The 20,601-nt window shown below is 68.9% G+C and carries 17 protein-coding genes; 1 reads left to right on the plus strand and 16 read right to left on the minus strand.

Annotated elements, in window-relative coordinates; translation table 11 throughout:
* Positions 1-640: 640 nt before the first annotated feature.
* The 11 genes from ABD198_RS25475 to ABD198_RS25525 form a co-directional block, all read right to left on the minus strand.
* On the minus strand, positions 641-1,099 hold the full coding sequence (locus ABD198_RS25475) for an NUDIX hydrolase (protein ID WP_344006085.1): 459 nt from the start codon (positions 1,097-1,099) through the stop codon (positions 641-643).
* Positions 1,100-1,163: 64 nt separating this feature from the next.
* On the minus strand, positions 1,164-2,177 hold the full coding sequence (locus ABD198_RS25480) for a vWA domain-containing protein (protein WP_344006087.1): 1,014 nt from the start codon (positions 2,175-2,177) through the stop codon (positions 1,164-1,166).
* A 55-nt stretch (positions 2,178-2,232) separates the two neighbouring features.
* Positions 2,233-3,141 (minus strand): AAA family ATPase, encoded by a 909-nt coding sequence (locus ABD198_RS25485; RefSeq protein WP_344006091.1) that lies wholly within the window; start codon positions 3,139-3,141, stop codon positions 2,233-2,235.
* Positions 3,142-3,246: 105 nt separating this feature from the next.
* Positions 3,247-5,649 (minus strand): xanthine dehydrogenase family protein molybdopterin-binding subunit, encoded by a 2,403-nt coding sequence (locus ABD198_RS25490; RefSeq protein WP_344006093.1) that lies wholly within the window; start codon positions 5,647-5,649, stop codon positions 3,247-3,249.
* A gap of 81 nt (positions 5,650-5,730) precedes the next feature.
* Positions 5,731-6,213 carry a (2Fe-2S)-binding protein gene (locus tag ABD198_RS25495; RefSeq protein ID WP_344006095.1) on the minus strand — a complete coding sequence of 161 codons (483 nt, stop codon included), beginning with the start codon at positions 6,211-6,213 and terminating at the stop codon, positions 5,731-5,733.
* A 67-nt stretch (positions 6,214-6,280) separates the two neighbouring features.
* On the minus strand, positions 6,281-7,162 hold the full coding sequence (locus tag ABD198_RS25500; RefSeq protein WP_344006097.1) for an FAD binding domain-containing protein: 882 nt from the start codon (positions 7,160-7,162) through the stop codon (positions 6,281-6,283).
* A 312-nt stretch (positions 7,163-7,474) separates the two neighbouring features.
* On the minus strand, positions 7,475-7,963 hold the full coding sequence (locus ABD198_RS25505; RefSeq protein WP_344006099.1) for a (2Fe-2S)-binding protein: 489 nt from the start codon (positions 7,961-7,963) through the stop codon (positions 7,475-7,477).
* Entirely contained in the window at positions 7,960-8,877 is a 918-nt protein-coding gene (locus ABD198_RS25510) for an FAD binding domain-containing protein (protein ID WP_344006101.1), read from the minus strand. Before ABD198_RS25510 ends, ABD198_RS25505 begins: the two co-directional genes overlap by 4 nt.
* Positions 8,874-11,162 carry a xanthine dehydrogenase family protein molybdopterin-binding subunit gene (locus ABD198_RS25515; RefSeq protein ID WP_344006103.1) on the minus strand — a complete coding sequence of 763 codons (2,289 nt, stop codon included), beginning with the start codon at positions 11,160-11,162 and terminating at the stop codon, positions 8,874-8,876. Before ABD198_RS25515 ends, ABD198_RS25510 begins: the two co-directional genes overlap by 4 nt.
* Entirely contained in the window at positions 11,159-12,769 is a 1,611-nt protein-coding gene (locus ABD198_RS25520) for a hydantoinase/oxoprolinase family protein (RefSeq protein WP_344006105.1), read from the minus strand. Before ABD198_RS25520 ends, ABD198_RS25515 begins: the two co-directional genes overlap by 4 nt.
* A complete protein-coding gene (locus ABD198_RS25525; RefSeq protein WP_344006107.1) occupies positions 12,756-13,826 on the minus strand; it encodes an S-methyl thiohydantoin desulfurase family protein in 1,071 nt (356 codons plus the stop codon). The genes ABD198_RS25520 and ABD198_RS25525 overlap by 14 nt, the downstream gene beginning before the upstream one ends.
* Before the next feature lie 93 nt (positions 13,827-13,919).
* On the opposite strand from ABD198_RS25525, the gene ABD198_RS25530 reads away from it, so the two are divergent.
* Positions 13,920-15,401: a PucR family transcriptional regulator gene (locus ABD198_RS25530; RefSeq protein WP_344006109.1), complete on the plus strand. Its 1,482-nt coding sequence runs from the start codon at positions 13,920-13,922 to the stop codon at positions 15,399-15,401.
* Positions 15,402-15,576: 175 nt separating this feature from the next.
* Here the strand turns inward: ABD198_RS25530 and ABD198_RS25535 are convergent, their stop codons facing one another.
* The 5 genes from ABD198_RS25535 to ABD198_RS25555 all read right to left on the minus strand — a co-directional run bounded on the left by ABD198_RS25535 (position 15,577) and on the right by ABD198_RS25555 (position 20,577).
* Positions 15,577-16,119: a purine-cytosine permease family protein gene (locus tag ABD198_RS25535; protein ID WP_344006111.1), complete on the minus strand. Its 543-nt coding sequence runs from the start codon at positions 16,117-16,119 to the stop codon at positions 15,577-15,579.
* A 62-nt stretch (positions 16,120-16,181) separates the two neighbouring features.
* Complete coding sequence (locus ABD198_RS25540; protein WP_344006113.1) at positions 16,182-18,479, minus strand: xanthine dehydrogenase family protein molybdopterin-binding subunit; 2,298 nt, start codon at positions 18,477-18,479, stop codon at positions 16,182-16,184.
* Entirely contained in the window at positions 18,476-18,949 is a 474-nt protein-coding gene (locus ABD198_RS25545) for a (2Fe-2S)-binding protein (protein ID WP_344006115.1), read from the minus strand. Before ABD198_RS25545 ends, ABD198_RS25540 begins: the two co-directional genes overlap by 4 nt.
* A gap of 9 nt (positions 18,950-18,958) precedes the next feature.
* Entirely contained in the window at positions 18,959-19,813 is an 855-nt protein-coding gene (locus ABD198_RS25550) for an FAD binding domain-containing protein (protein WP_344006117.1), read from the minus strand.
* Between the two features lie 98 nt (positions 19,814-19,911).
* Positions 19,912-20,577 carry a molybdenum cofactor biosynthesis protein gene (locus ABD198_RS25555; RefSeq protein WP_344006119.1) on the minus strand — a complete coding sequence of 222 codons (666 nt, stop codon included), beginning with the start codon at positions 20,575-20,577 and terminating at the stop codon, positions 19,912-19,914.
* Positions 20,578-20,601 lie beyond the last annotated feature (24 nt).

The following is a 20,601-nucleotide window of genomic DNA, read 5'->3' on the forward strand; positions in this document are numbered from 1 at the left end:
CACCGCCGTGACGCTCCAGCGCAGCCTGCTGCCGCGGAAGCTCCCCGACCAGGCGGCGCTCGAAGCCGCGTCCCGCTTAGGGAACACGGCACCAAGGAAGGTGCGCCCTTAGGGAACACGGCACCCGCGCACGGTCAGCAGCGGGCACAGGGACTCTCCTCACTCCCTCGAGTGGGGGTTGCAGCGCGCCGGGTCCTTCCCTCTTGTGGGCGCCCCCTCAGCAGCCTCACCGCGCAACTCTGCTACTGGGCCCGCAACGGCCGACTCATCCGCACCGCGCCGAACACCTACAAGATCACCCTCCCTGACGACTTGACGCCACCACCGAATCCTTAACTTCGCGGCATTGATCCAGCATCACGCGGTGGCAGTAGCCCTCCGGCCGTCCGCCCCGCCCCTGAAGCCACGCCGGCACCGGCAGCGCCGCCCGGATGACCTGCCACTCCGCCTCCGTCATGTCCGAGCCGTAACACCGGACACGGCCGGGCCCGTCCGCCGCATTGCCGAACCTGTGCGCGAGGCAGTCACACGCCGGGGACGGCGAGTTGGACTCTCACTCCGACGCCGAGGCAAACCCCCGGATCAGGCGGAACCCGTACACCACTTCCCAGGACGCAACCACAGACCCACCCACAGCGGTTCACTGACTTCCCGGGCTTGGCATAAAGCCTGATCGGACGAGGAGAGGAAGGACGTGGTTCCGTACCGCTGGAGCGAGCATTGGTGCGTGCTCGTCGCTGCGGTTGATCCATCGCAGGTCAGCCAGTTCGGCGGCCGGCCGAGGCACCTGGTCGATCTCGGCCCTGAAAACCGTCATATGCATCGGCACGCCTTCGATCGCGGCGACATCCTCGACGTCGCCCAACAGGGTGAGACTGGTGGGAGTCACACCGAGCTCTTCATCGAGTTCACGGATGAGTGTCTCCTCGGCGCTCTCCCCCGCCTCAGGTTTGCCACCAGGCAGATAGAAGATCTCTGGAGCGACCTTCTTACTGACCACGAGCAGCCGCCCCTGCTCTACGATCGCCGCTGCCACCACGGTGATCGTCGACCGCTGACCACCGTTGGTGTCCACCACGTCATCATTCACATCTTTCATGCAGCACGCCGGCAATTCTGTCAGACATGGATCGGCCGGACAGGGCCTGAAGGACCGAGGAAAGTCATCGTGGGCCAAGCGCCCCGGCCAATCCCTCGACCAGGCCGGCGAGGTTGTGTCCACTGGAGAAGACATCGATGTGGGGCAGTGCGGCCTGCATTCCGCGTACGAGCGGCTCGTACGCCGGGTCCTCCTTGAGGGGGTTGAGCCACACCACTCGGTGGGCGAGGCGGGACAGCCGCAGCATCTGCTGTCCGAGCATCTCCGGGTCACCGAACTCGAGCCCGTCCGAGCAGACGACCACCCACGCCCCTCGGGCGAGACCGCCGTGGCCGTATCCGTCGAGGAAGCGCTTGAGGGACTCGCCGATACGCGTGCCACCGTCCCAGTCGACGACTTCGTCGGCGGCCCGTCGCAGCGCTTCATCCGGCGTGCCCTGCGCCAGCTCGCGGGTCACGCGCGTGAGCCGGGTACCGAAGCAGAACACCTCCCATCCCCGCTGCGCTCGCACTCCGGCGTGGGCGAAGAAGAGCAGCGCGCGCGAGTAGGCCGCCATCGAACCGGAGACATCGAGGAGGAGGACGACCCTGCGGGGGCGGAGCCTGCGCACACGCCACGCACGGCGTACCGGCTCCGCTCCGGTACGGAAGGAGGCCCGCAGAGTGCGCTGGAAGTCGGGTGACCCCTTGCGGGCGGCCCGGTACCGCCGGGAACGCCGGGTGGCCACCGGCAGGCGCGCGCCGGCCGCGAACAACGCGTGGAGCTCGTCCTCGGTGCAGTCGGCGAAGGACTTCTTTCGCAGCAGCTCGACGTGGCTGGCCATGGCCACCTGTTGGTCGGCGTCCTCATCGGACGGGTCGGCCAGCCCCGCGGTGTGCGCGGTCCGCATGACGGCTGGAGCGTCCGGCTGCGGTTCGGGCATGGACATGGACTCGTGGCCGCTGAAGAAGGCCCGGAAGACGCGGTCATAGACAGCGATTTCCTCCCGATCGCTGACCAGCGTGGCCAGGCCTGCCCAGTAGAGCTCTCCGAGTTCGGCCGCAGCGCGGCAGAAGTCGATGATCTGGCCGGTGCCCACGGCCAAGCCCTCCGCACGCAACACCCTGCAGAAACGGGTGGCGAGCTCTACCGGGTCACTCACTGAGGAGCTCGTGAAGTCGCGGTTCGACCAGGCGCATGTCGTCCTGGTTCTTGATGGCCCAGCCGAGCGTCAGGCGACCCTCTTCACTGGTGACGGCCTCAGCTCCGAGCAGCGCAAGCGCATTGGCCCAGTCGATCGCTTCCGCGCTGCCCGGCCGCTTGATCAGGTCGAGCTCGCGCAGGCGCGCGATGGCGGTGACGATGGAGCGAGCAAGTGGCTCCGACACGTTCGGGGCCCGCAGCCGCACGATCTCCGCCTCCCGCTCGAGCTCCGGGAACTCGATCCACTGGTACATGCACCGCCGTTTGAGCGCGTCGTGCAGTTCCCTGGTGCGGTTGGACGTGAGGATCACCGCGGGCGGTGACACCGCCCGGATCGTGCCCAGTTCGGGAACGGTCACGGTGAAGTCGGAGAGCACCTCCAGCAGGAAGGCCTCGAACTCGTCGTCGGCCCGATCGATCTCGTCGATCAACAGTACGACCCGCTTCTCGGCCCGAATGGCCTGGAGCAACGGTCTGGCGAGCAGGAAGTCCGGGCCGTACAGCTGCCGTACCCGGTCCGCGGCATCGACCTCGCCGTCCTGCAGGGCGCGGGCGAACAACAACTGACGTCCGTAGTCCCACTCATAGAGCGCCTGCGAGGCGTCGATGCCCTCATAGCACTGCAGGCGGATGAGCTCGGTATCGAGGACACCGGCGAGTGTCTTGGCGATTTCCGTCTTTCCGACCCCGGCCTCACCCTCGAGCAGCAGTGGCCGGCCCATCTTGAGGGAGAGCAGGATCGCGGTAGCCAAGCCACGCCCCGCCAGGTAATTGCGGCCGCGCAGGGCCTCCTGCACTTCGTCGACGGTGTCGAACGGAAGACCGGACGGCCCGCCGCCCTGGTGCTGCTCGATGCTCATCGCTGCCCCTCCGGCTGATGCCGGGGTTGCCGTGACCTCGGCCTCGGCACCCCCGGCACCGACTTTGCTCGATTGCAATTGCTGTGCACTCGCCGCGTTCTCCGGCTAGCCGATCTTGCCCATCAGCCGCAGCACGTAGTCGGGCGTGATCGGCAGCTTCTCGATGCGGGCTCCGAACGGGGCGAGAGCGTCCGCCACCGCATTGGCCAGGGCGGCGGGAGCGGCGATCTGGCCACCCTCGCCCATACCCTTGATACCGCCCACGGTGAAGGGAGACGGCGTCTCGATGCTGATCACCTCGATCGGCGGCACATCGGAGAACGTGGGCACCAGGTAGTCCATGTAGGTCGTGGTGAGCGGCTGGCCCTCGTCGCTGTAGATCAGGTGCTCGAGCATCGCGCCGCCGAGTCCCTGGACGATGGCGCCGTGCACCTGCGCTTCCACGATCATGGGGTTGATCACCATGCCGCAGTCCTCGACCGCGACGATGCGGTCCAGGGTGACCACGCCGGTGTCGGCGTCCACCTCGCACAGCGCCACGACGCAGCCGTTGGCGTAGTTGGCCGGCGGGTCATAGAACCGGGTTGCCGACAGCAGCGGTTCGCTGTTGCGCACCTCGGAGTCCCAGTGCGCGGCGTAGGCCACATCGGCCAGGGTCTTGAACCGCGACGGGGTGCCCGCGACGGAGACCTTCCCGTCCTCGATCACCAGGTCCTCCGGGCTGGCCTCGAGCATCTTCCCGGCCACCTGCAGGATCTGCTCGCGGACGTCCGCGGCGGCCCTGGCCACGGTGGCACCGCCGATGACCGCGCTGCGGCTGGCGTAGGTGCCCAGGCCGTACGGCGTGTTCGAGGTGTCGCCGTGCAGGATCACGACGTCCTTGATGTCCATCCCGAGGCCGTCGGCGGCGATCTGGGCGAGCGAGGTCTCGTGTCCCTGGCCGTGGCTGGACACGCTGACCGCGACGGTCACCTTGCCCGACGGATCGACGGTGACGGTGGCGTTGTCGTGCGACGGCAGCGGCGTTCCGGCCTGGGCCGAGGATTCGCTGCCCCACGCGGTCTGCTCCACATAGGAGCTGATGCCCAGACCGATGTAGCGGCCCTGCTTGCGCAGTTCTTCCTGCCTCTGGCGGAACGCCTGGTAGTCCACGGCCTCAAGGGCCTTGTCGAGAGACTCCAGGTAGCTGCCGCTGTCGTAGACCTGACCGGTGCACGAGAGGTACGGCAGCTCGTCGGAGCGCAGCATGTTGCGGCGGCGGAACTCCGCCGGGTCGATGCCGAGGCCGCGCGCGGCCTCGTCGAAGAGGAGCTCCCGCGCGGTGTTCGCGGCGGTCCAGCCCACTCCGCGGTACGCCGCGACGGGGCTCTTGTTGGTCAGGAAGGCGCCGACCTCCTCCCGGTAGTTCTCGATCCGGTACGGGCCGGGCAGCGCCTTCGCGGCCAGCGCCGGCTCGATCAGCGCGCTCTCGGTGTTGAAGGAGTAGCCGCCGCCGTCACCGACGAACTCTCCGCGGACACCGAGCACCTTGCCGTCGTTGGTGACGGCGACCTCGAGATTGATGGACTGCTGCTTGGCGTGCGTGGCCGCGATGAGGTGCTCGTGCCGGTCCTCGATCCACTTGACCGGACGCCCGAGCTGGGTCGCGATGAACGGAATGGCGATCTCTTCGGGCACCGTGCACATCTTCATGCCGAACCCGCCACCGACCTCGGGCGCGATCACCCGGACCTTGTTCTCGGGCAGGCCCAGCTGGCCGGCGATCACCGAGCGCAGGAAATGCGGCATCTGGGTCGACGACCAGACGGTCAGCTGCTGGTCGGCCCGGTCGTAGTTGGCCAGCACACCCCTGGTCTCCATGGGTGCCGCCATATAGCGGTTGTGGTCGAACCGGGCACTGAACACGCGGTCGGCCTTGGCGAACGCCTCGTCGACCTCGCCGTGCGTGATCGCCTCGCGGTAGATCTCGTTCGTGCCGAGTTCCTCGAACAGCAGCGCGGCGTCCGACGCACCGGAGGCCGCCACATTCGGCACCGGCGGCAGCTCCTCGTATTCGACGGCGGAGCTGAGCAGCTCAGCCGCGTCTTCCGCCGCGTAGCGGTCCGCTGCGAGGACGATCGCCACCGCGTCGCCGACGAACCGGACCTTGCCGATCGCGATGACCGGCTGGGGAGTCCTCAGGAGGTTGTCGAGCGCGACGTGGTCGATCAGCGGCGGCACATCGCGCAGGTCCTCGCCCGTGAAGGCGAACACGGTCTTGCCGAGCCCTGGCAGCACGGACTTGTCGATGGAGACGATGCGGGCGTGCGGGTGGGGGGAGCGGACGTACACGGCGTGCAGCATCTGGGGCAGTTCGAGGTCCGCCACGTAGCGGGCAGCGCCCGTCAGATACCGCGGGTCCTCAAGACGCCTGGCCGGCTTTCCGATCCACTTTCCCTTACGGATCGCGCGGTTGTCGCTTCCCCATTTCCGGATCGCCTGTTCCCTGAGGTCCAACGTTTCAGACATGTGAGCTCTTCCTCTCGCCGGAAGGTGTTGCCGTCGCCCTGCTCTACACCGGGGGAATTGCGGTCATGAAAACCGGACTTCCTACTTCGCCGCCTTCGCGGCTGCCGCGGCTGCCGCGGTCGACTTGATGATGTTCTGGTAGCCGGTGCACCGGCAGAGGTTTCCGTTCATCCCCTCGCAGATCTGCTCCCGAGTGGGCTCCGGGTTCTCGGCGAGGAAGGCGTGCGCGGTCATCAGCATCCCGGGCGTGCAGTATCCGCACTGCAGGCCATGGTTTTCCGCGAAAGCCTTCTGGACGTGGTCGAGTTCGCCGTCCGAGGCGAGTCCCTCGACGGTGGTGATTTCTGATCCCTGAGCCTGGACGGCGAACATCAGGCAGGCCCGGATGGCACGGCCGTCGACCAGGACGGTGCACGCCCCGCAGACGCCGTGTTCGCAACCGAGTTTGGTGCCGGTGAGGCCGAGATCGTCACGGAGAACGTCAGCGAGCGTCTTCCGCGGCTCGACCAGCAGCTGGTGCGGAATGCCGTTGACATTCAGCTCCACGATTTGCTTCGAGCTCATTGCCATGGTGCTTCTCCTTCGCCTTGGTCGGACATCGCGAGCGGGCTGTGCGCCGTGCCCGAGGTGGTCACGCGGGAGATCCCGCACGTTCGAGTGACCGGGTGATGGCCCGCTTCGTCAGCAGTCCCGCGACGTGGCGCCGGTAGTCCGCGCTGGCGTGGATGTCGTCGGTCGGCCGCACCGCGGCTGAGGCTTCGCTCGCCGCACGTTCGAGGAGGTCACCGCCGATGTCACCGGCCTTCGCGCCAGTGATCAACTGCTCGGCGACGGTCATCCGAAGCGGGGTGGCACCCCCGCCGAAAATGGTGATCCGCGCCCTGCTCACGGTGTCACCCTCGAGCGAGACGAGGGCCACCACGCCGAGGATGGCGAAGTCGCCATGGCGCCGGGCGACCTCCTCGAAGTACCACCCGGTCCGCCCGCTCGGAATGTCGAACTTCACCTGAGTGACAATCTCGTTGGGTTCGAGCGCGGTGGTGAGATAGGACTCGAAGAAGTCGTCCGAGCCGATGGTGCGGGTTCCCGCGGCACTGCGGGCGGTCACCTCACCGCCGACGGTCAGGAAAACCGCCGGCATTTCGGCGGCGGGATCCGCGTGGCAGATGCTCCCGACGACCGTGCCGCGGTTGCGGATTTGCGAGTGGCCGACATGGGAAAGCGCCTCCCGCACCACGGGCAGCACCGAGTGGAGCTGGTCGGAGCGCTCCACGATGTACTGTCGTGTCCCCGCACCGATCGCCACATGATCCGGTTGGACACGGATGTAGTCCAGACCCTCGATGGAGTTGATATCCACGAGGTTGTCAGGAGCGGCCAGCCGGAGATTCAGCACGGGAACAAGGCTCTGGCCTCCAGCCAGCACCTTCGAGCCGTCCGGGTCGGAATCGAGGATGCCGACTGCCTCATCGATCGTTCGGCAGGCGTGGTACTTGAACGGAGGTGGCTTCATGGGTGGTGGTCTCCCAGGTTGCGTGCGCTCGGACTCGGAAGCTTTCAGGCGAGCTCACGTACATCACTCGACAGGGGCCCGCCGGACCGGATTGAGCTGATGACCTGCGAGATTAGTGGCCCGGCGACATTGCATCTTTAGGCGTTCAGCCGAAGCTGGGAAGGCCACTTGTCTGATCTGCACAAGGAGTTCCCCCCTTGCCGGCCGTGAGCGTCACTGTCGCCGTACGCAGGGCACGTTGCAAAGTCCCCCGAACGGTGCGCTCGGGGGACTTTGGGTGTGTTTGCTGTGTTTGCTGCGGTTTGCCCTTGGCTATCCAGTCGTGCCGGCCCGGTCCTGCAGCTGTTCAGCTGCCCGCAGTACGGCCCGGACGATCTTCTGGTAGCCCGTGCAGCGGCACAGGTTTCCGCCCAGCGCCAGCCGGACCTCGTCCTCGTTGCACGACGGGTTGGCGTCCAGCAGGGCCTTGGCGGACATCACGATGCCCGGTGTGCAGAAGCCGCACTGCACACCGCCCTCCTCCAGCAGCGCCTGCTGGATCGGGTGCGGGCAGGAGGGCTCCGACACACCTTCGATGGTCGTGATCTCCCGCCCGTCGGTCTGCAGGGCGAGATAGGAGCAGGAGTTCACCGGCCGCCCGTCCACGAGCACCATGCATGCGCCGCACTCGGAGTCGTCGCACCCCTCCTTCGGCCCGGTCAGGCCGATGTCCTCCCGCAGCACGTTCAGCAGCGATCGGTGCGGCTCGACGTCCACCGACGTTTCGACGCCGTTGACCCTCACATTCAGCGGATACTTCATCCTGTACTCCCGGCGGTGACCGTGGGCAGATTGCGGTTGGCGGGGACGGCGATGTCGGTGCCCGCGGCGCGCGCGGCAGCAACCGCCAGCGCCCGGCTCACGACGACCGAGATCATCGCCCGGCGGTACCGGGCGCTCGCCCGGACGTCGGTGATGGGCTGTACGGCCCCGGTCGCGAGTGCCGCCGCGTCGCGGAAGGAGGCGCCGTCCGGCCGGAGTCCGCGCAAGAGGTCTTCGGCCTCGCGCGCCCGCATGCACGTGGGTGCTGCCGCGCTCAGTGCGATCCGGGAGTCGGCCACCCGGCCGTCGTCTCCGAGTGTGACCAGCGCGGCGGCGCCGACGACCGCGATCTCCATCGCGCGCCGGTGTTCCAGACGGACATACGCACTCCCCGTCGCGGGGGGCAGATCCGGCAGGCGCACGGAGGTGAGCAGTTCGTCGGGCTCTGCCGTGGTGCGGCCGGGTCCGGCCAGCAGATCCGCGACCGGCACGGTGCGAGTCCCGCGAAGGCTCAGCAGTTCGACGTCGGCCTCGAAGACGAGGAGCGGGGCACCGGTGTCCATCGCGGGCGAGGCGTTCATCAGGTTGCCGCCCAGTGTGCCGTTGGCTCTGGTGGCAGGTGAGCCGACCAGGGCGGACGCGTCGGCCAGCGCGGACCAATGGGAGCCGATCAGAGGTGATCGTTCGATCCACGCGTGCGACGTCAGCGCTCCCAGGCGCAAACCGTCTTCGTTCTCCACCAGGGCCAGGTCGGTCGCGCCGTGGATGGCGATCAGCACCTCGGGCATCCGGTGTTTGCCGCCTCTGGCGGCCACGACCAGGTCGGTGCCTCCCGCGACCACGCGCGCGCCCTCATGCTCAGCCAGCAGCGCGGCGGCCTCCGCAGCGGTGGTGGGCGCGAAATAGCGGCTCATGCCAGCTCTCCTTCTTGCTCGTGAAGTGCCGTCCACACTCGTTCGGCCGTCATGGGCAGGGCGCGGACCCGGGTGCCGGCCGCTGCCGCGATGGCGTTGCCGATCGCCGCGGCGGTGCCGACGACTGGCGGTTCGCCCACCGCCTTCGCACCGTGCGGTCCCCCGTGGTCAACGGGGTCCTCGAGCAACTCGACGTTGACTCGGGGAGCGTCAGCGGCGGTGATCAGCTTGTAGCCGAGCAGGCCGGGGTTGAGCTGGCGGCCGCCGTCGTACTGGCTGCCCTCCAGCACCGCCATGCCGATGGACTGGATCACCCCTCCCTCGACCTGGCCCTGAGCGCCGAGCGGATTGAGGACGCGGCCGAACTCGTGCACGGCGGTCACTTCGGGCACCGAGACGGTGCCCGTTTCCTCGTCGACGCGGACCCTGGCGATGTGGCAGAAGAAGGAGGGCGCGAGGAAGGCGGAGTACCCGAGCCGGCCCCCACAACCGCTCAGGTCGTGCTCGGGCAGTGATGGCGGGTTGCCCGAACCGCTGCCGATCAGCAGGGACGATGTCTGCGACGCCGCCGCAACGCTCGCGATCGGCAGCGCCTTGGACGGAACGCCGCGGACGCGGGCAGCGCCGTCGACGAGTTCAAGGTCCTCCTCAGCGGCCTCCAGCATCTCGGCCGCCTTGCGCAGGAGCTTTGTGCGGACCTCTCCGGCAGCCTCGATCACCGCCCGTCCGTTGTTGAACGTGGTCTGGCTGCCGGCGCTGCCAAGGTCGAAAGGTCCGGACTCGGTGTCCTGGTAGACGATCGAGAACTGGTCGGGCCGCATGCCGAGTTCCTCGGCGGCGAGCGTGGCCAGGCCCATCACCGAGCCGCTGCCGTTCTCCTGCGCGCCGGTGACGATCGTTCCCGTTCCATCGGCGTTGAGCTTCACGTACGCACCGGAGCTCGCGGGCAGGCTGAACCACCAGCCCACCGCGATCCCCAGGGCCTCGCCGGGAGCGAGGTCCTTGCCGGGCCACCCGGCGATCTCCGCCGCGCGCTCCAGGCACTCCTTCGCACTTGAGCTGATGAACCGCTGACCGGTCTGACCTGTGTCTCCGGCCTGGACGAGGTTGCGGCGGCGGAACTCCAGCGGATCCAGTCCCACGCGCCTGGCGAGTTCGTCGGTGTGCTGCTCCACCGCCCAGCAGGTCTCCGGCCCGCCGGGGGCGCGGACGCTGCCAGCCGGGGTCCGGTTGGTGTAGACGGTGTGCACCTCGGCGTGGAGGTTCGGCACCCGGTAGGGCCCGGCCACCATCATCAGGCCGATCTCCGTCGTGAACAGTGCGTCTCCGCAGTACGCGCCGGAGTTCAGCAATATCCGCGCGCGCCGGGCGGTGATGGTCCCGTCCGCCTTGACGCCGGTGGTCAGCTCGATCTTCGACGCGTGTCGTACCTTGTCCGTTGCGACGAACTCCTCGCGGCGCGTGAAGACGAGCCGGACCGGTCGCCGGGCCTGCCTGGCCAGCAGTGCCACATGGGCCTCGAAGTGGAAGTCGCACTTCCCGCCGAATCCTCCGCCGAGGTGCGGAACCACGAGCCGTACGTTGCTCTGCGGGATCTGCAGCGTCTCCGCCACGCCGGCGCGGGCCGGGAACGGCACCTGGCTTGTGCTCCAGATCGTGACCTTGTCACCTTGCCACTGCGCGACGACGGCATGCGGCTCGATCGGGACGGCGTGTGCCATGTCGCTCTGGTAGGTCTCGGTCAGAATGTGGTCCGCTTCGGCGAATCCCGCCTCGACATCCCCCTTGACCGATGTCATATGGCCGCAGTCGTTCGGACCCCGCTCCACGCCGTTCTGCGTCTGGTAGCTCTTCCAGTCCGGGTGCACCAGCGGCGAGGAACTCTTGAGAGCCTCCTCGACGTCGAGGATCGGGTCGAGATCCTCATAGACCACGCGGATCGCGGCGCAGGCGGCCTCGGCCTGCTCCGGGGTCTCGGCCGCGACGGCGGCCACGATCTCGCCCTCGAACCGGACCACCTCATGGGCGAACAGCGTCCGGTCCTTGACGAACATGCCATACCGCACCATCGGGGCATCGGCCTGGGTGACGACGGCGTGTACCCCGCGCATGGCGCGCGCCGCAGTGGTGTCGATGTCCACGATCCGAGCGTGCGCCCGTCCGGCGTACAAGAACTTGGCATGCAGCAGGCCGGTGAACGCCAAGTCAGCGGTGTACCGGGCTTGACCGGTCACTTTCTCCAGCCCGTCCCCTCGGACGAACTTCTGGCCGATGAGCGAGGTCATGCCAAGTGCCTCCTGGCTCGTTCTGCGCTTCCTGATGACTTCGGGGTGAAGGTCACGGGAGGTCCGACCGCCCGAGCCCTGATCCGGACCGCGGGGTCGCGGAGGTATGTCAGCGGGATCTCCTCGACGTCGACGACCCGTACATGTGCCGGGTCGGCGCCGGCTTGGATGGCCCGCCCCACCGCTTCTGTCGAGACCTCGTCCACGGCCGCCCGAAGCCGGTCGGGACGGCTCGCGCAGATCCGCTCGGCGTGCCCGCTGACCGGGGCGATGGCGGCGCCGAGTGCGTTCGCGACCTCGAAGTGCGGTGGCCGGATGACTTCGCGGACGCCGGAGAAGCTGTCCGGTGCGATGTCGCCGCCTCCGCCGACCACGATCAGGGGGAGATCGTCGGCGCCCAGCCGGACCCGGTCGACGGCTTCGGCGAGCAACCCGTCCCACAGCTCCAAGTGCTGGGCCAGGCCGGCGTGCCATTTGGCCGGGACGGGGCAGGTGCCCGTCGTGGCGCGCCCGGCGGCGACGGCCGCATCCGTGATGGTGGGTGTCGATCCGCCGAAACAGAGCGCTTCGGTGACCAGTGAGCTGCCGACGTTCATCCGGCCGTTCGCCCACTGCTCTGCCGCGCCCAGGACGACGGAGCTACCGCCGACCGGGATACTGAGCACGTCCGGCAACCGGAAGTTGGTGTCGACACCGCCTATCGAATTGGGCGGCAGCGATTCCCAGGGAAAGCCGTTGACCAGCCGTCCGACCGCGGTCGTCGCGCCTCCGATGTCGGCGACGATGGCGTCGGTGACTCCGCTGCTGTGCGCACCACCACGCATGCTGTTCGCCGGGCCGCTGCCGATGGTGAGCATCGGGAACCGCAGCGAGTACTCCAGTGCCATGAGGGTGCCGTCGTTCTGGGTGATGTAGCACTCCGCCTCAAGGCCGGTCCGCTCGACCGCGGTCTGGAACGAGCGCCCGACCTCGGTTGCTACGCCGGAGAGGGCAGCGTTGAGCACGGTGGCGTTCTCCCGCTCCACCAGCCCCATGACGCCGATCTCGTGACTCATCGAGATGGGGATGTCCCCCAGTTCCCGGCGCATGATCTCAGCTGCCCGCAGCTCGTCCGCCGGGTTCACCAGGGAGAACACGGACGTGATGGCGACTGCAGCGGCACCGGAGCCGACCGCGGACGCGAACGCGACAATCCCCGCCTCGTCAAGGGTCGCGAGCGGTTCGCCGTCGAACTCGCATCCGCCGGCGACCGTCGCGCTGCCGGCGTGAACTGCGCGGCGCAGCTCCGGCGGCCAGGCCACCAGCGGCGGTATCGCGAAAGTGAGCGGGGCGCCGATGCGCAGGACGGCGACGCGGCGCAGGCCCGAGGCGGTCCGGATCGCGTTCGTCGCGCGTCTGGCTCCCAGCGTTGCGCAGCGGACCCGCATGGGATCGACGGCCGGATCCTCGAGCAACCGCGCGATCCCCTGTTCGACGTCGGCGCACAAGTCGTCCGTGGTCGGGATCTTGACCTTGGCGACCAGCATCCCCACCGAATCGACGACCACCGCATCGGTGTTGGTGCCGCCTACGTCGACGCCCAGTCGCAGCTCTTCAGTGGTCGGCACCGGTGACTCCCCGTACGTAATCCACGTCGTATCCGAACGACCTCGGACCGACCACTTGCAGGCCCTCTTCGGTTCGCCACACGTCGGGTCCGGGGAGGGCCACGACTCCGACCCGCTGCCCGTGGTGCAACCGCTCGGTACCCACTGGGTGGCCGTCCGCGAGGGTGAGCATGGCGATGATGTCCGGGACCGTGACGAGCACCTCGCCGTCCTCGAGAGCGACCAGCACCTCGTTCTGCAGCTCCAGGCGCAGTCGCCGCCCTGAGCAGGCGCCGGTGCCGTCGACGACCGCATGACCGCGGCTGAATCCGGCGCCTGTCCGCCGCTCGATCTCGGTGACCCGTCCCTCGATCAGGACACGGCCGGCGGTTTCGTCAGCCAGGGCTTCCGGCCATCCGCTTCGGCGTTTTGTCATCATCTGACCGATCCGGAGGGCCTTGGAGACGGATCCACGGATCGCGGCCTTGGCGGCGGAACGGGCGGTCATGGTGTACAGGGCTCCGGCGCAGGTCCCACCGAACGTGGCGGCACAGCTGCGGACGAGGCGTTCGGCATCCCGATTCCCGGCCGCATTGACGACGATCACATTGCCCCGGCCATCGGTCAGCAGGGCCGGACTCGCGGCAATGCCGGCGATATGCATCGCCTGCTGCTGCATCTCGGGGAACGCCCGTCCCATGCCGTCGGCGTCGAGCAGTGGCTTCCCCTGCCGGGATGCCCACATCACCGGCAGCAGGCCGTTCACCCCGGCGATCTCATAGCACATCAACGCGCTGACCGGGGAGTGGGTGCTGCCTTCGACAGCAGCCACCAGTTGCGCGCCCTCCTCGCCGCTCCACACCCGCTCCTGGGCGACCGTGGGTGAGCCGATCAGCCCGCAGGGCATGATCAGGGCCTCGGGATCCAGCGCGTCGGGATCGATGATCTCGACCGGCCCGCTTTCGGCGATGGCGTGGCGGGCCATGACGAGCCCGATGCCGGGGTCTCCGCCGCCGCCGGCGCCCAGGATCGCGCAGCCCAGCGCGAACGCCTCGATGTTTGCCGTGTCCAACAGCACGGCATCGAACCTAGGGCTCTCACATTCCCGGGTTCATTGACGTCGGGCACAAAAGACTTCTATGTTTCGTGCACTTCGCCGAGGGAGAGTCGTATGACGATGCTCGCCGACCTGAAAGACGCGCCCGGGCTGCGGCTCGAATGCGTGGCCCGTGGCGCCGACGATCCGGAAGTTGAATGCGTCTTTGTAGCTGAGCGGCTGCTCGACTTGCAGAACGCGCCCTCGAAGTCCGTCGCAGTCCTCGGCTCACACGTCTGCGCGGCCGTGGACGGCTACCAGTTTGACATCGCGTTGCGTATGGCCGTGGCTCGAGGCGTGGCCGCTCTCGTCCTCTCCGAGCCCAGCACGCCCCCGTTGACCTCCACCTCCGTGGAAACCGCACGCCGGTTCGGGATCGCCATTCTTCGCCAGACGGATCCGGTGAACCTGGCGGACCTCGTCACCACTCTCGATGCCGGACTGCGCGGGTCGGCGGAGCTGGCCCTGCGCCGGGCGGTCGAGGCCTTCCAGCGGACCACCGCCATGGCCCCGGATCCCGCGGCGATGGTCGAAGACGTCGCCAAGGCAGCAGCTGCGGAGATAGTCGTCAGATCGGAGCCGGATGGCGAACTCTCGTTTCCGGTCGAGGTGGACGGCGAACCGGACAGGTGGGTCGTCGTCCGAGACGCCTCGGCCCGGTCTCGCCCCGAGCTTGTACTCGTCGGCAGGCTGCTCGCGGACACCCTGGCGCTCGCGGCGGACGCCGCCCGCCGTGCCGAGGAGCTGCCGATCCGGTCCCGTGCCGAGCTGCTGTCCGAGATCCTGGACAGTTCGGAGCAAGGCCGCTCGGAGCTGCTGCGGCGAGCACGAGCCATGGGCCTGCCGATCGACGGCTGGCATGTCGTGGTGCGAATCGAGCACGACAACGCCGAGGAGCTGTGGCGTGAGGAGGTCGCCGGGTTCGAGGCACGCCAACTGCTCGGCCGGACAGTCCTGGACGCCGTCCGGTCCACCGGCGGCACCTGGCACCTGGCCTGGACGGAACGCTCGGTGCTGGTCATCCGCATGTGCCGCAACGATCCAGGGCCCTCCGCCGGAGCCCAGGCCACGAAGTCGGCGAACCAGGCGTTGCAGGAGGCGATACGCCGGTTCCCCGATGCGGTGCTGTACTGCGGCGTCGGCACCGCGCACTCGGGTTCGCTCGGGCTGATCAACTCCGCCGCCGAAGCCAGAGCGGCCGTCGCCGCCTCCCGGACCCGCAACCGGCCGGGCGTCGCCACGGCCTTCGACAACCTGGGCCTGCGGCGCACACTCGTGGAGTGGTACGCCTCGCACACCGCGCGTAAAGCCATCGCCACAGTGCTCGCACCGCTGGACCGGATGAGCAACAGCAAAGCCGAGGAGGCGATCAAGACGTTGCAGGTCTACCTCGACAACCACGGCTCGTTGTCGAAGACCGCGGCAGCGCTACATCTGCATCGCAACTCGGTTGCCTACCGGATCGAACGAATCTTCTCCGAACTCGACGTCGACCCGGACAACCCCGACGACTGGCTGCTTCTGCAGCTCGCCTGCCGAGCTCGCGGACTTGCCTGAGCCGCATGGCACAAGGGCGCACAGGACCACGGGCGTTACCGGCAGGAGGATACGGGCCTCGTGACGTGGTGACGGACGGCGTCACGCGTCCTCGGGCCGGCGCCCAACGCCATGAACGGATGCCGGGTGGCGTTGCGGAAGCACACCCGGCATCCGTTCATCCGTTCATCCACGCTCAACGACCGGCGGAACCGCGCGCCTCCGAGCTCGCATGCCGGTAGAACGTGGAGCTGGCCTGCGCGTCACTCGCACAGATCGCCTGATGCCCGTGCCCCGGATCCCGGTCCATCTCCACGGCCAGGTAGAACCTGCCGCAGTGGTGGCAGCGGATCCTCGCCTCCCACGGGTCGTCGACCTCCTCGCGCGGGTCACGCGGCCGCCGCATGACCGTCCGCTCCGGCCCGGATGTGGCGAGCACCAGCAGCTCCGCCAGCGCCGACACCACGAATGAGAGCGGCAGTGCCCAGGTCGCGGTCCACGAGTTGTCGTCGCCGACGCTGAGCAGCACCATTCCGACGGCCGTTCCGGCCGCCCAGGCGCCGAGCCCGCCCCAGTTGAACAGCGTCACCCGGCCCGGCCGCCACTCGGTGTGCTCCGCGGACGGCCCGCGCAGCCGGCCCCAGGCGATCCAGACCAGCACGCACGCCGTCCAAGTGACCGTCAGCACCGACTGGAACCGCAGCGCGGCGAGCAGGAACGAGAAGACATCGCTGAGCATCACCACGTACGCTCGCCGTCGGCACGGTGGACGCCATCATCGAGCTCGATGGTGATCAGCGGTCAGTCGCGGGGGGTGATCTCCTGGTCCCGGTGGCGCAGCGCGGCGAGCACGTCGAACGGCGTGAGCGGGAGCGACTGCAGCGGCGTACCGATCGCGTCCGCGACGGCACAGCCGATGACGGCGGCCACCGGGATGATGGACGGCTCCGCGACTCCCTTGGCCCCCAAGGGGCCGTAAGGGCAGGGGTTCTCCAGGATCGCGATCTCGATCGGCGGCACGTCGAGTGCGGTCGGCAGCCGGTAGGTCTCCAGGCCGCTGTCCACGACCACCCCGTCGCTGATCCGCAGGTTCTCGTAGAGGGCGTAGCCGATGCCCTGCGCCACACCCCCCTGGATCTGGCCCTCGATCATCTGCGGGTTGATGGCCCGGCCGACGTCCTGCACGACCACGTAGCGGGTGACCCATACCCGCCCGGTGTCGGGGTCGATCTCCACCTCGGCCAGGTGTGCGTGGTAGGAGGCCGCGCTGAAGTGCGTGAACGCCGCACCCACCATGCAGCCCGCGTCGAACGGCACCGGTGGGGCGACGAACTTGCCGGCCGCCGAGATCGGTCCGGAGGACCACATCGCGGTCGCGGCGACCGCCGCGAGGCTCACCCGTCGTCCCGGGGCGCCCACCACACCCACGTGGCCGTCGACCAGCTCCAGGTCCTCCGGGGAGGCCTCGAGCATCCCGCCGGCCACATCCAGCACCTGCTCGCGGACCTGCGCCGCGGCGTCGAGCGCCGCGCTGCCCGTCCCGAAGGTCGTCCGGCTGCCCTGGGCGCCGTGGTCGTAGCCCGCCGCGTCGGTGTCGGCCGGCGTGACCAGCACATCCTCGAACGGCACGCCCAGCTCGTCGGCGACGATCTGGCGGATTCCGGTCGCCACCCCGCCGGTGCCGATCTCGGCGGCCGCGCAGGTCACCGTGACGGTGCCGTCCTCGCCCAGCTTGACCGTCGCTCCAGACGGACCGGGGTTGGTGATCCAGGTCATCGGCACCACCGCCACGCCTCGCAGCGGCCGGCGCGCGGCGGTCAGCTCGTCCCAAGGCGCGATCTCGTCGGCCTTGGCCAGTGCCTGCTCGAGGAAGGCGTCATCGAGTTGCTGGCCGTTGACCATCTGCTCGCCGGCCTTCAGTACGTTGCGCAGCCGCAACTCCCGCCGGTCGATCTCCAGTTCCCTGGCGATGTGGTCCAGGTGCATCTCCTGGGCGAAGACGCAGTAGTTGCCGTTGACGCCCCGGAACGCAGCGGTGGGCGCGGTGTTGGTGTAGACGACCTTGCTGACGTAACAGGCGCTCGGGATCCGGTAGGTTCCGCCGAGGGCGAGCGGTGCCAGGTTTGCGCACGCCACGGTCTCGCCGCTGGAGTTCGCGCCGTTGTCGCAGAGAATCACGCCCTCCTGGGCGAGGATGGTGCCGTCCTTCGCCACCGCGGTGCGCAGACGCACGATGGCGTTCTCCCTCGGACCGCAGGTGGCCTGCTCTTCGGCGCGGCTGTTCACCACGCGGACCGGACGCCCCGCCTTGCGTGCCAGGACGCAGGCCATCGGCTCGAGCATCGCGTCCAGTTTGCCGCCGAATCCGCCGCCGATGGTGGGGACCACGACCCGCACGTCGGAGGGGCGGACGCCTAGCAGTTCCGCGACCCGCCCCCGCACCAAGAAGGGAAACTGGGTCGGAGTGTGCACGATGTAGCGGCCCTGCTCGTAGCGGGCGACGGCGGCGTGCGGCTCGATCGAGCACTGATGCTGGCGGGGGGTGCGGTACTCGTCCTCGACCACCAGGTGCGCCGAGGCGAAAGCGGCCTCCACGTCGCCCTGTTCGACACGGGCCTCCCAGGCCAGGTTCCCGCCGCGAGGCCCGTCGAGGAGGGACTCGTAGCTCTCCCAGTCGGGGTGGATGACCCTGGCGTCGTCGGCGAGTGCCGCCTCGAGATCGTAGACCGGTTCGAGCGGGTCGACCTCCAACTCGATCGCGGCGATCGCCGCGTCGGCCTGCTCGGTGGTGTCCGCGGCGACAGCGGCGATCGGCTCGCCAACGTAGCGGATCTCGTCGCGGGCGAACACCGTCTGGTCCTTGAGGACGAGCATGCCGGACAGCCCCGGGGTGTCGGCCGCGGTGGCGACCGCCCGGACCCCCGGGATCTTCTCCGCTCGGCTGGTGTCCAGCCGGGTGATCCGCGCGGCCGGCACGCTGGAGCGCAACACCCGGACCACCAGTGCGCCCGGTTCGGTGTAGTCCATGCCGTAGACCGCGGTTCCGCGCACCTTGGCGTCCCCGTCCGCTCGGCGGACGCTGGTACCCACCACTGTCATCGGTGGCCTCCGTCGGTTCCGGCGGCGCGCAGTGCCGCATCGACGATCTTCTGGTAGCCGGTGCAGCGGCAGATGTTGCCGGTCAGGAACTGGCGCACGGTCTCCTCCGACAGGTCGCGGCTCTGCTCCAGAACGGCGGTCAGAGTCATCGCCATCCCCGGTATGCAGGCCCCGCACTGCACCCCGCCGGCGTCCAGCAGCGCGTCCTGGACGGGGCTGAGCGGGCCGTCCGCTCCGGCCAGCGACTCCACGGTGCGCACCGAACGTCCCTCCACGGCGGACACGGGGAGCAGGCAGGACACGACGGGCTGATCATCGAGCAGGACGGTGCAGGCGCCGCACCGTCCCTCGCCGCAGCCGGGTTTGGCTCCGGTGAGGCCGAAGTGCTCACGCAGCACCTCCAGCAGCGGCGTCAGCCCTGGAACGTCGACATCGACACCTCGGCCGTTGAGCGTGAACGCGTACGACACAACATCCTCCTAGACGGCAAGCTCGGCGCACGCGCGGTGCACCAGCGACGGCAGCACCTCGCGGCGGTACCAACCGGGGGCGTCAAGACCGTCCCTCGGCGTGCAGTCGGCTGCGGCCAGCCGGCCCGCCTCCTCACCGGCAGCCGCCGACGGCCGGTTGCCGACCAGCGCATCGGCCGCGGCGTGCGACAGCCGCGCGACAGGTTCCACGGATCCGATCGCCACGCGCGCCGCGGTGACGACTCCGTCGGGATCGAGATCCACGCAGACGCAGACATTGGCGATGGCGTACTCACCCCCGCCGCGCACGGTCAGGCGGGCGAACGCGGAGCGACGGGTGGCCGGCGCCGCAACCAGCGCCCGCACGACGATCTCGTCCGCAGGCCGCTGAGCGCGTTCCAGCAGGTATTCGCCGAGAGACACGGTCGCCCGGCCCCGCAGCGAGGCGGTCTCGAGCCGGGCGTCGAGAGCAAGCAGGGCAGGGACCAGATCCGCCTCCGCGAATCCGGTCGCGCCGATGTTGCCGCCCAATGTCGCCACGTTCCGCACCTGGGGGAACGCGGACTGACCCGCCGCGCCGACCAGCCCCGCCAGCGCGGCGGGCAGTTCGCGCGACGCGAGGTCGGTGTGCGTGGTGAGCGCGCCCAGCGAAACCTCCTCGCCCGACTCGATCACGCGCAGCTCTGCGATGCCGTTCAGCGAGACGTAGCGGGGACGCAGGTCCTCACCTCGCAAGGACGACCGCATCACCCAGGTTCCGGCGGCCAGGGCCGCTCCGCGGTCACCGAGATCGGCCAGTGCGCGCACCGCCTCGTCGACCGAGGTGGCCGGTAGTACTTCGCAGCCTTTCGTGGTCGTACTCACCACATCACCTCGCGGTGTTGTTCGTTGTGGAGTCTCCAGCGGAGACGTGGCCAGCGGCGACACCCGCTGCCGCACCGAGGGGTCCGGAACCCCGGGGATCATGGACCCATGCCGATCCACTCGGCGCCGTCAGGTGAGATCTCCTTCTTCCAGATCGGCACTTCTTCCTTGAGCAACTCGATACACATCCGGGACGCCTCGAAGGCCTCTGCCCGATGCGGGGCGGATGCGGCGATGACGACGGCCGCGTCGCCGATCTCGAGCCGGCCGGTGCGATGGGCGACCGCGACGCGGACACCGGCCGCGATGGACTGGCACCGGTGGATGATGTCGGCCAGGGTCTTGAGGACCATGCCGGGGTAGGCCTCGTACTCCAGGCGGGTCACCTGCTTGCCGTGGCTGTGGTCGCGCACGGTGCCGATGAACACGACGGTGCCCCCCTGCCCCGGGCCGGTGACAGCGGCCAGGACTTCGTCCACGCTGAGGGGCTGTTCGGTGAGGCGGCAGTAGGGCTCGGCACCACCGGCCACCGGGGGGATCAGGGCGACGACGTCACCGTCGGTCAGTGGCCGCTCGGGTGGCGCGAAGTCTTCGTTCACGGCCGCCTTGACGTGGCGGCGGACACCCTCCAGGCCGGGGTGCAGGTGGCACAACCGGTCGATGAGCCGGCCCAGAGTCGTTCCGTCGGTGACGGTGACGTCCTCCTGGTGGGTACCGACGAACCGTTCGCGCAGCGCACCGAAATACAGCACGCGGATCTGCATGCATGTCCTCTTCCTCTGCCCGGG

The organism is Streptomyces thermocarboxydovorans, from assembly GCF_039524635.1.
GTDB classification, from domain to species: domain Bacteria; phylum Actinomycetota; class Actinomycetes; order Streptomycetales; family Streptomycetaceae; genus Streptomyces; species Streptomyces thermocarboxydovorans.

Bases quoted from the DNA above. Each gene is read 5' to 3' on its own strand.
- ABD198_RS25475 (WP_344006085.1), bottom strand. From the start codon at position 1,099: ATGAAAGATGTGAATGATGACGTGGTGGACACCAACGGTGGTCAGCGG.
- ABD198_RS25485 (WP_344006091.1), bottom strand. From the start codon at position 3,141: ATGAGCATCGAGCAGCACCAGGGCGGCGGGCCGTCCGGTCTTCCGTTC.
- ABD198_RS25490 (WP_344006093.1), bottom strand. From the start codon at position 5,649: ATGTCTGAAACGTTGGACCTCAGGGAACAGGCGATCCGGAAATGGGGA.
- ABD198_RS25495 (WP_344006095.1), bottom strand. From the start codon at position 6,213: ATGAGCTCGAAGCAAATCGTGGAGCTGAATGTCAACGGCATTCCGCAC.
- ABD198_RS25500 (WP_344006097.1), bottom strand. From the start codon at position 7,162: ATGAAGCCACCTCCGTTCAAGTACCACGCCTGCCGAACGATCGATGAG.
- ABD198_RS25505 (WP_344006099.1), bottom strand. From the start codon at position 7,963: ATGAAGTATCCGCTGAATGTGAGGGTCAACGGCGTCGAAACGTCGGTG.
- ABD198_RS25510 (WP_344006101.1), bottom strand. From the start codon at position 8,877: ATGAGCCGCTATTTCGCGCCCACCACCGCTGCGGAGGCCGCCGCGCTG.
- ABD198_RS25515 (WP_344006103.1), bottom strand. From the start codon at position 11,162: ATGACCTCGCTCATCGGCCAGAAGTTCGTCCGAGGGGACGGGCTGGAG.
- ABD198_RS25530 (WP_344006109.1), top strand. From the start codon at position 13,920: ATGACGATGCTCGCCGACCTGAAAGACGCGCCCGGGCTGCGGCTCGAA.
- ABD198_RS25535 (WP_344006111.1), bottom strand. From the start codon at position 16,119: ATGCTCAGCGATGTCTTCTCGTTCCTGCTCGCCGCGCTGCGGTTCCAG.
- ABD198_RS25540 (WP_344006113.1), bottom strand. From the start codon at position 18,479: ATGACAGTGGTGGGTACCAGCGTCCGCCGAGCGGACGGGGACGCCAAG.
- ABD198_RS25555 (WP_344006119.1), bottom strand. From the start codon at position 20,577: ATGCAGATCCGCGTGCTGTATTTCGGTGCGCTGCGCGAACGGTTCGTC.